12 protein-coding genes are annotated in these 12,425 nt (G+C 34.6%); 7 read left to right on the top strand and 5 right to left on the bottom strand.

The annotated features are described in order from the left end of the window. Positions 1-47: 47 nt before the first annotated feature. On the bottom strand, positions 48-902 hold the full coding sequence (gene rsmI, locus XJ32_RS06995) for a 16S rRNA (cytidine(1402)-2'-O)-methyltransferase (RefSeq protein ID WP_077388801.1): 855 nt from the start codon (positions 900-902) through the stop codon (positions 48-50). Positions 903-1,139: 237 nt separating this feature from the next. After that, entirely contained in the window at positions 1,140-3,092 is a 1,953-nt protein-coding gene (locus XJ32_RS06990) for an acetate--CoA ligase family protein (protein WP_077388800.1), read from the bottom strand. 243 nt (positions 3,093-3,335) lie between these two features. Here XJ32_RS06990 and XJ32_RS06985 point away from each other — a divergent pair, with 243 nt between their 5' ends. Next, positions 3,336-3,593: a hypothetical protein gene (locus tag XJ32_RS06985; protein ID WP_254422304.1), complete on the top strand. Its 258-nt coding sequence runs from the start codon at positions 3,336-3,338 to the stop codon at positions 3,591-3,593. 249 nt (positions 3,594-3,842) lie between these two features. Here the strand turns inward: XJ32_RS06985 and hypB are convergent, their stop codons facing one another. Continuing rightward, complete coding sequence (gene hypB / locus XJ32_RS06980) at positions 3,843-4,529, bottom strand: hydrogenase nickel incorporation protein HypB (RefSeq protein ID WP_077388799.1); 687 nt, start codon at positions 4,527-4,529, stop codon at positions 3,843-3,845. Between the two features lie 145 nt (positions 4,530-4,674). Between hypB and XJ32_RS06975 the strand changes: the two genes are divergently transcribed. Beyond that, positions 4,675-6,027: a phospholipase A gene (locus XJ32_RS06975; RefSeq protein ID WP_254422303.1), complete on the top strand. Its 1,353-nt coding sequence runs from the start codon at positions 4,675-4,677 to the stop codon at positions 6,025-6,027. 197 nt (positions 6,028-6,224) lie between these two features. On the opposite strand, the gene XJ32_RS06970 is transcribed toward XJ32_RS06975, so the two are convergent. Next, positions 6,225-7,037 (bottom strand): hypothetical protein, encoded by an 813-nt coding sequence (locus XJ32_RS06970; protein ID WP_077388798.1) that lies wholly within the window; start codon positions 7,035-7,037, stop codon positions 6,225-6,227. A gap of 119 nt (positions 7,038-7,156) precedes the next feature. Between XJ32_RS06970 and XJ32_RS06965 the strand changes: the two genes are divergently transcribed. The 5 genes from XJ32_RS06965 (at position 7,157) to hisG (ending at position 11,503) form a co-directional block, all read left to right on the top strand. Beyond that, complete coding sequence (locus XJ32_RS06965; RefSeq protein ID WP_077388797.1) at positions 7,157-8,188, top strand: thiamine-phosphate kinase; 1,032 nt, start codon at positions 7,157-7,159, stop codon at positions 8,186-8,188. Between the two features lie 136 nt (positions 8,189-8,324). Further along, the gene (locus XJ32_RS06960; RefSeq protein ID WP_077388796.1) at positions 8,325-9,035 is read left to right on the top strand and encodes a hypothetical protein; all 711 of its coding nucleotides are present in this window, start codon (positions 8,325-8,327) and stop codon (positions 9,033-9,035) included. Continuing rightward, on the top strand, positions 9,035-10,207 hold the full coding sequence (locus XJ32_RS06955; RefSeq protein WP_077388795.1) for a plasminogen-binding protein pgbB: 1,173 nt from the start codon (positions 9,035-9,037) through the stop codon (positions 10,205-10,207). Before XJ32_RS06960 ends, XJ32_RS06955 begins: the two co-directional genes overlap by 1 nt. A 38-nt stretch (positions 10,208-10,245) precedes the next feature. Beyond that, on the top strand, positions 10,246-10,881 hold the full coding sequence (locus XJ32_RS06950; RefSeq protein WP_004084942.1) for a type III pantothenate kinase: 636 nt from the start codon (positions 10,246-10,248) through the stop codon (positions 10,879-10,881). A gap of 10 nt (positions 10,882-10,891) precedes the next feature. Further along, positions 10,892-11,503 carry an ATP phosphoribosyltransferase gene (hisG, locus tag XJ32_RS06945; protein WP_005219998.1) on the top strand — a complete coding sequence of 204 codons (612 nt, stop codon included), beginning with the start codon at positions 10,892-10,894 and terminating at the stop codon, positions 11,501-11,503. Positions 11,504-11,723: 220 nt separating this feature from the next. Here hisG and XJ32_RS06940 read toward each other — a convergent pair whose 3' ends face one another. Beyond that, positions 11,724-12,410 carry a tetratricopeptide repeat protein gene (locus XJ32_RS06940; RefSeq protein WP_077388794.1) on the bottom strand — a complete coding sequence of 229 codons (687 nt, stop codon included), beginning with the start codon at positions 12,408-12,410 and terminating at the stop codon, positions 11,724-11,726. Positions 12,411-12,425 lie beyond the last annotated feature (15 nt).

Below are 12,425 nucleotides of genomic sequence, written 5' to 3'. Positions count from 1 at the left end.
ATTTATCATAAAAAGCCAAAACTTCATTGCTTTTTCTCTTGTGTTTGCTATTGTGTTAAGATTGCATACCATTCTTTTATGCTTTTTTCACTCACTTGTGCGAGTAGCTTTGCTTTTTGTTTTGGTGGTATATCAAGGGCTAAAATATCATCTTTACTTAACCTTAGAATCTTTTCTTTGGAATCTTTTAAAGAGTTTTTAGAATCTTTTTGGATAATTATGCAGTATTCCCCCTTAATATTATTTGGCAATTTAGCAAGTATTTCTTGTGGGCTGCCTATGATTTCTCTCTCATATAACTTTGTGAGTTCTTTATATACAAAAAGTGTAGAATCTGGCATAAATAAGGCTATATCACTTAAAGATTCTCTAAGTCTTTTGGGGCTTTCATAAAGGATTATATGCATTGTATTGTGATATTCAAGTAAGGATTTTAAATGCTTTTGTCGCTCTTGTTGCTTATGGGCTAAAAAGCCGGCAAAGTAGAATGCCCCCTCTAATCCACTACACACAAACGCATGACTAAATGCACCCCCGCCAAGCACCACTTCATATTCTATATTATTCTCTCGCACATACCGAAGTAGTAATGCCCCCGGATCACTAATATTTGGCATACCTGCATCTGTGCAAAAGGCAATATCTTGTGTGAAAAAATCTTTATTAGCATTCCTTAAAAACTCATCTTGATTATGACTATGAAAGCTTATGAAGTGCTTTTCTTGTGGATTTATATTTGGATAATTTTGCTGTATAAAATCATTGCGTAATAATAGAGTGAGTAATTTCTTTGTTACGCGTGTGTCTTCACATAAGATGACTTTGCATTTATTAAAAACCATAAGCGTATGTAATGATATATCAAGTAGATTCCCTATTGGCGTAGGCACAAAAAATAGCATAATGATCCTTTTTAGACACAAATATTTAATTTGCAAACTCTAATTATTATCATTAAACTTTAAGATTTAGCGATTATTTTTGTAGTAATGTAATGTAAGACTTATAGCGGCTTTTTTGCAATGTATTCTATTTCAGAATCTTGTATTTGGTGTTTTTGCAAAATCATACAAGATTCTATAAAGAATGACAACAAAGCTATATCGCCTAAAGTTAAAATAGATGATACGGCACAGAATCTATCCTAAAAATTCACATGCTTGAGCGATACTTGTAAAGTATAAGATTCCCTCTTTCAAGCAATACTCCCTCGCTTCTTTTACATTCTCTCCACCAAGTAAAATTGGCACAACTTTATGCTTAAATGTATATTGTTTTAGAATCTTAACCGTGCCTAACGCATCAGTCATATCTTGCGGTGTAATAAGCATATAGATTAAATCAAGATTTGGAAAAGTATCTACAATCTTTAAGGCACTCTCATATCTATCTGGCAGGGCATCGCCTATTACATCGATTGGATTATTATGCGACCACATTGGTGGCAGGACAGAATCTAGCTCACTTTTTTGTGCTTCACTAAGCTCATATAATTCCTTTTTTCTCGCAGCTATTGCATCTGTTAAAACGGTTCCCGGACCTCCAGCATTTGTGATGACTGCGATATTTTTCACATCTTTAAACAATGGTGCAAAAAGTAGTGAATCTAGAGTATTCACAACTTTTACACCCAAGCTTTGCATGATTCCATTAAACATAGCGTAATTGCCACTAAGATTGCCTGTGTGTGAAAATGCGGCTTTTTTTGCGGCTTCAGACTTTGCGGCTTTGAAAAGATATATCGGCTTATTGCAATTTCTAATGCTCTCACACAAGGATTTACCGCGTGCTACGCCCTCTAAATACAATGCAATGCTTTCACAACTTTTCGCATTATTTAGCATAGGAATGATTTCAGCACTTCTTAAATCCACCGCATTCCCAACACTAATTAAATGTGAGAATCCAAGTCCAAGCTCTGCTGCCCTATCCATAAGACTTGCTAAAACCGCACCACTTTGTGATACAAACGCATGACTTCCATCATGCACCATGCCTGTTCCAAAGGTGATATTTAGCTTCTCTTCATTCGCATAGAATCCAAGACAATTTGGACCAATGACATTGAAGTTATGCGTTGCTGCTAGTCTACCAATCTCTTCTTCTTCTGCATCATGTCCGCTTTCTTTGAATCCTGCGGTAATAATAATGAGATTTTTTAGCCCTTTTTTGACTAACTCATGGATTGTAGGGATAACAAATTTCGCACCAATCACAATCACAGCAGTATCAATATCGCCCTCAATCTCACTCACACTTTTATATAATTTCTTACCAAAAAGCTCCCCGCCTTTTGCATTGACATAAAGTAATTCGCCTTTAAAGCTTTGTGCGTTCTTAGCTATCGTGTAGCCCGTTTTGCCCTTTTCCGTGCTTGCCCCAACAATCACTACTCGCTCATTCTTTAAGAAGTCTGGTCGCTTTTTCTCTCTTTGTATTTCGCTATATTCTAGTTTGCCTTTTAAGATTCTAGCATCGACTGCAACTAAGCCATCTTTTGTAAGCTTTAAGGGATTTATATCAAGCTCTTTTATCTCATTTTCTTGCAACATTTTTTGCACACTCTTAACAAGATTAATCACCCATTCAATCTTATAGTCAAAGCCTCTAAAACCATCAAAAAGCTTTGCTATTTTTGTCGTAGCTAAAGCCCTTTTAATCTCATCTTCTCTCGCATTAGATTCTATATAGCACACATCTTTATAAAGCTCAAGATAAATCCCACCCTTGCCAAACAAGATAACATTCCCAAAGGTAGAATCTTCCACACTTCCAATATAAAGCTCCTCGCCAAATACCATTTGCGTGATGATAAAGCCATCATTACTATCAAGCTCAATATTGTGCTTTTTAAGATTTGCAATGATTTGTTCCCTTGCTTTCTCTAGCTCATCATTACTTGTAAGGTTGAGTATCACACCACCTACATCGCTTTTATGCACTACCTTTGGCGATTGTATCTTTATAACAGCTGGGAAAGCATCAAATGTGATTTTTTCACTCAAGCCCACGCTTTTACATGCTGGTGTTTTTATCCCATATTTACCTAAAAAGCTATAAAGCTCACTTTCGCTTAATGTATGATTTTGCATATCTGCTCCTTTTGTAGAATAAAGCTAATTGTAATGCAGAATAAACATAAAGCAGCAGTGTTATATGATATTCTTATGTAATTTATGATTTTGTTTTTCTTTTTTACTCAATTTGTTATATGGAAATTTTAAATGTTGTTAAGTTGTCCGGAATTCTTATTTTCCTTGACTTGTTTTTTATAGAATGCAAACCTATCGCATCATTTAGGAATTTTTGCATGTTGTTGAATCTACTTGAAAAAGATGAAAAAGTGGCGTTTTTTAGAGATAGCACACCATCTTGCATGGAGCAATAATGACTTTTCTGATACGCAAAAAGCAGTGATTGCGACTTATTGCTTAGAAATGCAGATTGATGATATTAGCTATGATAAGAATTGTGAAGATAGCTTTAGTCTTGCAAAAACACTTGCAAAAGTAACAAAACCGCAAAGCCAACGCATTGCGTTTAGGAATCTACGCTTTATTTTATTTGCTTGGTTTAGGCATTTCTTGCATTAAAATCTAGTTTGTGTTAATTTTATCGAGTTTCAATATTTTTGTTTTAAATCTTTTTTTGTGCTTAAAATTAGTTTCAAGAATTTGACTTTAGTGCTTGTGTTATGCGGAATTGCAATTCATACAACGAACAAAGATACCAAATATATCAACAATGTCATTAAAATAGATTAAAATCCATTAACTGCCTACAATAAAATAAATACTTCCCAACAAAAAACTAGGCAACCTTATTCAAATAAACATTTAGCATTATTTAAATATATGATCTGTTCTGTATCCCCTTAAGGCTAGGGTTTGGAAATACTCTTTTAACTTCTTGAGACTCTCTTTAGAATCTTTGCTAATCTCCATAATCTCTACACCATGTCGCAAGGTTTCTAAATCGCTTTTCACCTGCTCTGTTTTAAAGCCAAAATACTCTTTCATTTCAGCTTTTGTAACTAGCACAATATCAGCACATAAAAACATAGAAGGATATTTTAGCACCTTATCATCGCCCTCTGGCACACTAAGTAACACAACATTTACATTCGCTCCCAAATCATAACTCGCTGGACACACAAGATTGCCTACATTTTCTATAAACAAAAAGTCGCTTTGATTAAATCTAGAATCTTGCATGAGTGAGGGCAGTATATTTGCTACCATATTTGCTTCAAGATGACATGCCTCACCTGTTGTGATTTGCTTTGCTAATACGCCTTGTTTTTCTAGTCTATCAGCATCTCTATTGGTCTCTAAATCCCCCTCAATCACACAGAATTTAAAGTCATCAAACTTACTTAAAGATTCTAAAAGCGTAGTTTTACCGCTTCCGGGGCTACTCATAAGATTTATCACAAACTTATTATGCGTATCATAAATGCCCCGTAATTCCTGTGCTTTTCTATCATTCGCACTTAAAACTCGCTCTTTTATCGCAATAAATTTTTCCATACATTTCCTTTCAAAAAACTCTAATTTTAACAAAAAGATTCTAATAGATTATAACTTTTATTTTTTATTGTTATAAATGTAGTTTATAGAATCTAAAACATGTTATAATCATAAATTTTACACAAAATTTACTTTAGGATATACAATGCGTATTATTAAATATGCCTTTTATTATTTTGTGCTTACCTATCATATTCTACAAGCACATGCTAATGATAATTTTATGCCTTGGATAACTTCGCAAAATCAGCTATATATAATGGGGAATATGGGGAGTTTAGATTCTAAAAATCATCATACTAAGCAAAGCGAAGTATCTAAAGACTTAGAATCTAAAAGAGATTTTTTGCCTACGGCTCAAAATGACAAAATACCAGATTCTACACCAACAAACCACACAAACAAAACCACAAATTCTACCGGTTGCTCTCTGGCTTTGGACGGGCTTTGGCTGAATTATGATGGTGGGAGTTATCTAAGCGATATGACTATCCATCATAATTCGCTCAATCGCCCAAATTGTATAGACAAGGGCAAATCTTTACAGAATCTAGATTCTGTAAATTACGCCCTAAACCCCGTAGCCCACCCAAATTTAGCACAGAATCTAGAATCCAAACCAGAAAACACCACCCTAACAAAGCTAAAAAATCACTTTTTCGATATAGACACTTATAAAGAACGCACAAAACAAGCAGAGAAAAGCTATACAGATTTTATGCGAGTATTGGAACATGAGGGGACTTACTTTGTGTATTCATATAGCTTGCCACCTTTTGGAATCTATGGCAACAATGTCCCCGGTGAATTGAAGTTTCAGGTAAGCTTTAAAGTGCCGCTTTGGCGAGGGGCGTTTTGGAGTAAAGGCTCACTCTTTTTTGCTTATACGCAGACTTCATGGTTTCAGCAGTTTAACTTTCGCTATTCTAATCCTGTGCGAGATTCAAACTATAAGCCATCAATCTTTTATTCCTATCCAGCCGATTGGAATCTTTTTGGTGGCAAGGGCGGTAAAATCAAGGAATTACGCATTGGCTACCTGCATTTTAGCAATGGTATCGGTGGCGATGAGTGTTTGAGAGATAGCAACAGAAACCCTTTAACTCCGGAGAAATGCCGCTCAAGAAGCATGGGAAATAGAATCATGCTAGAACTCATTTGGGAAAAAGTTGTGAAAAACTCTACCTTTGGCATACATATCACAGCATGGCCCTATATCCCAAAACGAAAAGATAACCCAGATATTAGTCTCTACATGGGCTATGCAAACGCAAGACTTTATTACAAGCATAAAAAGCATTTTGTTGAATTGCATGTAGCACCCATTATTAGCGATTATACACACTATCATGGCTCATTGCAGCTTGGTTATGCGTATGAGGTGAGTAAGTTTTTCGCAGTGTATGGGCAGTATTTCTATGGCTATGCAAATAGCTTGTATGAATACAATATACCAGCACATCGTATAGGCATTGGCATAAGGGCAACGGGATTTTAAGTATAATGTTTAGATAAGATTCCGGTTTCTCTACCATTTGGGTGGGTGCAAATTTATAAAATCTAGATTCTTTGTCATATTTGCAAGTGTGGGCAAGAGCTTTGCTCGTGCGAGTGCGTAAACATGAAATATCTTGTTGAGATTCTATGTTAGACCTTTGCTTTGCTTAGTATGACAATTTTTAGAATCTATAAATTCTATTTTGGCTCAAGCGCCCTCAATTCAAGGACATCTCTTTGCAATGTAGCATTATCTAGTCTGCTTTGCTCTACCTCAAGACGCAAGGCATTTCTTGTTTTATGTAGATCCCATAATACTTCAAGCGAAGTAGAACCAAAGAATAGATACACAGCATAGCTGCCTACCACAAAGGCAATACACACTAAGCTTATAAACACTCGCTTAGAATAGACTAGATATTGCCATTTGTATGTTTTAGGTTTTACTTCATTATGTGATTTTTGCAAGATGATATTGTCAAATAAATCTTCTTTATTGAGCTCTTCTGCGTGAATCTCTTGTTGTGTATTATGAGAATCTTTAGATATTTGTGTAGTATTAGATTCTAGTATCTCTTCTTTTAAATCATGCGGCACATTTACTTCGTGTAATAAATCTGTATTTAAATCATTTTGTGTTTCGTTTAGATGATTTATAACATTAGATTCTATTGCTTCATTTATATCTGTATTTTCTTGTTGTGCTTGTGATTCTAACTCATTTATCACTTCATTATTAAATGCTATATTATCCGGTGTAAATTCTCTAGAATCTAGCACAATATCATTAAGAATATCTTGTGGGGCATTATCATCTATATCATTTTGGTTTGTATCTAAATCTATAGTATTCAAATCATTAGATTCCATAGAATCTACTTGAGAGTTAAAAGAATCTTCTTGTATAGATTCCATATCTCGCAAGGATTCTGTATTATCTTGTGGAGACATATCATTATTTTCTTGTGTGTTAATATCGCTTGGTAATGTATCGTTTTTAGAATCTTGCATATAAAATTTATTCCTAATGGCTTTTATGCGGTATTATAACATGTTTTTAACATAAACATTAAATTGCCCTAATATGCAATTATCATCAACCCATAACTCTAATAACTTAAAGGGATACTATGGATAAAGAATCATATTTTTTAAACCTTTTAGCACAAAGTGGTATCACACAAAATCTAAATGATGATTGTGCTTTACTATCACCGCTACTTTTTAAGGATAAAAGATATATTATTGCGGCTGATAGCTTTGTAGAAAACATTCATTTTAAAATGTGTCATAAAGATTCTAATTTTTTGCACCCTAAACCCTGCCACTACCCAAACGAGCTAGATTCTAAAGTCTTGTCAAAATACACAAAAAGCCCTACCCCCACCCATAAAGATAGAGATTCTAAAAATAAATGGCTAAGTTATGAAAACCTAGCAAAAAAGGCTTTTCTAGTCAATGTCTCTGATATATTAAGCTCTGGGGCATTACCGCAATACGCCCTACTCTCTATCGTGCTTCATAAAGATATGAAAAATACGCAGATAAAAGAAGTGATACAAGGCATTACAAGCGTTTGCAAGGAATATAACATTAAACTTATAGGTGGCGATACAATGTGTGGCAGGGAACTCTCATTTCATATCACGCTAATAGGTCATTTAATAGGTAAATATCTCCATAGAGACAGGGTAAGAAATGGCGATTTACTCGCCTATACAAGTATAAGAAAAGGCAATCTAGGCAGCAGTTTTAAAACGCTAAAAAAGCTACTACGATATGGCACAAATAAGCATATTCTGCCTCGTCATGTTATAGAGACGACGCATAGAGATAGCCGCTTTGCCCTACCCTTTTTACGCATGGCTTTCCTTAAAAAATCGCACAGATTGCTTCATGCTTGTATGGATATTAGCGATGGATTAGCAAATGAGATAAAAAGGTTAGAATCTCAAAATAAACTCACGCTACTGCCCTACTCTACCCTAAAAAAAGAAGTGTGTCAAAGCGGGGAGGAATACGAGCTATTATTTAGCTTTAAAGAAAAGAATCTTTTCGCCTTGCAACGCATAGCAGATTCTACGCGGACACAAATCCATGTTGTAGGAAAATTTGGTCGTTATAAACCGCATTTTTTTCACACAATACAATGGCATACATAAATAAGAAAACTTAGCAAGAAAATACGCATGAATTGAGAGCGTAAAGCTATTTTGTTGAAATTCTTATGCTATTATTCCAAATTTAACTCTAAATCATTGTAACTAGAATCCTAAAATTAGAATCTTAAGGCGTAACATGTCAATAGAAAAAAATCTCCATGATGTAAAAGATAAGCTTACAAAAGACCAAAATCTACTTGTAAGTGCATTTAAACTTGAAACATTCTATAAAAAATACAAGAATTTTTTATTCCTTGCCGTAGCGTTATTAGTGCTTTTTGGTATATATATGGGGATTAGAGCCTACACAGAACATAGGACAAACTCACAAGCAAATGAGCTAATGAATACCTTGTATAGCAAAAATCTCACCGAAGAAGACAGAAAGAAAACAGAAGAAACACTTGCTACAATAAAGCCGGATTTATATGATTTCTATCGCTATACGCAGTTACAGAATCTAAGCCTATTGCAGTTAAAAAGTGATGAGAATCTTGCTGTTTTAGAGCAGTTAAGCAAGTCAAATAATGAGCTTGTTGCTACACTCGCTAGTTATCAATACGCGGTATTTGGCGAAAAGCTAGAGTTACTTGAGAATTTTAAAACAGATTCTATGCCTATACTAAGAGATAGAGCAAGATTTCTAGCCGCATATTTATATATACAAAATAACAACACGCAAAAAGCAAGAGAGATTCTAGAATCTATCCAGCCAAGAGATAATAATAAACTTGTAGCAGAAATGGCAACTTTACTCAAACACTATGGTGTGAGTAATCAAGACTCAAATACACAGAACACAGATTCGCCAACAAAAGAAGATAAAGCAACAGAGCAAGGACAATAATGTATCAAGCACCTACTTCATATCTCATTCACATTTCTAAGACCCTGCATATTTTCAAACATATCTTAGACAATCTCAAGCCAAACTTCATAAAAGTATCATATTGCATGATTATATGTTTGTTGCTTGTATTTTATAGTGGTTGTGATTCTCAAAAAGATTTCAAACCAGAGCATATTCAAGGTAAAATCGAGTTTAATGGCAAACTAGAAAAGCCCCTAGCAAGTAGCAATCAAGCAAGTGCTAAGCTAAAAAATAACGCGGTCATTACAGAAAATGGCTTATCAAATATCACGCTTAATGAGAATGAAAACTTGCTTTATGCAGACTCTAAACAATGGCTTGTAAGCAATGGCTGTGCTGAGCTTCTCATTATCCCGCTATTACAAGACAACAATACGATAAGCCTTGATAGACCAAACACAAAGGCTATCGCTACAAAAGGCTGTATTGTAAGTGCGAGCATAAAGGGTAATCTAGTCGCCGGTGTGCTTGCAAGCAATACGCTTTTTCTCTATGACCTTACAAAAGATTCCTTTAATTTCCAAACAAAAGAGGAATCAATCTATGCCATTTCATCAAAGCATGCAAATCCTGTTATCCTTGATACACTGATTGTTTTCCCAACACTTGATGGCAGACTAAATACAATCGATATAGCACAAGGCAAAAGTGTAAAAAATATCATTGTAAATACAGAAAAATTTCTAAACAACATTATCTATCTCAAAGTAAAGCAAGATGAGCTAGTAAGTGCTACACATAAACGCATTTATACACTTATTCGCGGGGAATCTTATGGCAAAGAGCTAGAAATCCGCGATATTTACTTTGATGGGATACATATCTATGCCCTAAGTCTCAATGGCACAATCTATCAGTTTGATAAAACCCTAGCCACACTTCAAAGCGTAAAACTGCCCTATGCAAATCTCAATGGGATTATTATCAAAGATAATCATTTATACACCTTTGATAATAGCGGTGGATACCTAATTGATTTATCACTCAAAGATTTTAGCTATGAAGTCTTTAAGCTAAAATTTGGCATGAATAGATGGTTTAGCAAACGCGTTACAATGTTTTACACACAAAATATTTTATATATCAATAATAAAATTCTAGATTTTAATAAAACGCTAAATAAAATCATGAATGAAAATAAGAAATAAATCTTATTTAAAAGAGCTGTAAGGAAAGGAGGTTTGTAATGGCAAGCATTGTTTTATGTGATATAGGCAATTCTTTTTTGCATTTTTATTATGCAGGTAGAATCTGGCGAGAGAATCCAAATAATATTTCTCTAAAAAAGCCTCATATTCCAATCTACTACATTAGCGTAAATCCAAACTTTGAAAAAAAGCTATTAGATTCTCATAAAACTTGCATTAATCTTGAAAAATTCATACAGCTACAAGGCGTATATCAAGGCTTAGGGATTGATAGAAAAGCAGCATGTAAAGCCATTAGCAATGGGGTAATCGTTGATGCAGGAAGTGCTATCACTATTGATATTATGGAGGATAATCAGCATGTAGGTGGCTACATTCTGCCCGGCATAAGCTCATATCAGCATCTCTATCAGTGTATATCCCCTGCCCTACATGTCCCACTTGATTTAAGTGTGAATCTATACGCACCACCACGCAGCACAAAAGAGGCAATAAGCTTTGGAATCTTAAAAAGCATCATACTCATGCTAAAGCATACTACACAAACCAAAAAAATGTATTTTACAGGTGGTGATGGTAAATTTTTTGCTAAATATTTTGAAAACAGCATATTTGATAATACCTTGATTTTCAAAGGTATGCAACAAGCCCTAAAAGAAAATAATATAATTTAAAAGGACATATATGCTTACGATCGCACTTCCAAAGGGAAGAATAGCAGATGAGACCTTATCGCTTTTTGCAAAGATTCTCAATAAAAAAATACAATTTGATGACAGAAAACTCGTTTTAAAAGATGAGAATTTCACATTTTTACTTGTGAGAAATCAAGATGTGCCAACCTATGTGCATTATGGAGCAGCAGACTTAGGCGTCGTAGGGCTTGATGTGCTTGAAGAACACAAAGATATTGATGTCGCAAGGCTATTAAATCTTCAAATCGGTAAATGCAAAGTCGTACTTGGGAGTGAATGTGGCAAACCTATAAACTATCTCAAACCCCGCATAAAAATCGCTACAAAAATGACAAACATTACCCAAAACTTCTTTTCTGCCCGTGCTATCGCCGTTGATGTTATAAAACTTTATGGCTCGATAGAGCTTGCCCCATTAGTCAATCTTGCAGATGGAATCGTAGATATAGTGGAAACAGGCAGCACCATGAAGCAAAATAATCTACAAATAGATGAAGTCATCATGGAATCAAGCGCCTATCTAATCGCAAACACAAATAGCTTTTTTGCCAATAAAAACAAAATCTTACAACTACAAGAGCATTTAGCAAAAATACTATAAAACTAGTTTGCTTTTATATGAATATAATCTTAGTAAAGCCTAGTTTAGCAAGACTCTGCAACAAAGAGCAATTAAACATCATTTATCAATATTATGGGGGAGGGTTATAAAAATCTATGAGGCTAGATTACGCATTAATTTAAACAAATCAGAAATCAAAAAATGAAATACGGATTCAGTATTTTACAATCCATCACATCACATTGTTACTCAATGGTTCTTAATCAAACACATTTTTATCCTGATAAAGTGAGGGGATTCCAGATTGATTGAGCTCTTTGTAGGAATCACAACCTTTTTGCATACCCATATCGCATGCCTTGCCATAAAACTCTTTTGCAAGCGATAGATTATGTGCTAAGGCTTTTCCTGCTTCATGTAAGTTGCCAAGTGTGAAACAGGCATTAGGATACTTTAATTTACATGATTTTTTATAGAGTGTAGCGGCTTTTTCATAGTCTTGTCTTACACCTTTGCCATGCTCATAAAAGTTGGCATTCATAAAACATGATGGGGCGTGTTTTTTATCACATGCTTTTTCAAAATATGGCATTGCCTCTACAAAATTATTATTCTGTGCTTTATATAAGCCGATAAAGTAGCAACCATTCATATCTTTTTTATCACATGCTTTTTCAAAATAAGACATTGCTCGTTTTATAGAATCTGCATATAAAAATATTTCGCCTATCACGCTACATTCATTTTTTGCTTTGCATTCATCTAGGGTTTTTAAGCCGATTTCAATGACGATTTTACATGATTCTGCATTTTTATTAAGGCATTGTTGCGTATGGACTTCCCAAGTCTCTTTGCTGAAATTCTTTGGGTGTTCTGTGCGTATGGAATCTAGTATATTTGCAAAACACACAGAAAATGTAGCCATCACAAAGAATACAAAACGCATAAAACCCCACTTTTG

The organism is Helicobacter bilis, from assembly GCF_001999985.1.
GTDB lineage: Bacteria > Campylobacterota > Campylobacteria > Campylobacterales > Helicobacteraceae > Helicobacter_A > Helicobacter_A rappini.
This window is presented reverse-complemented; position numbering and strand designations above follow the sequence as displayed.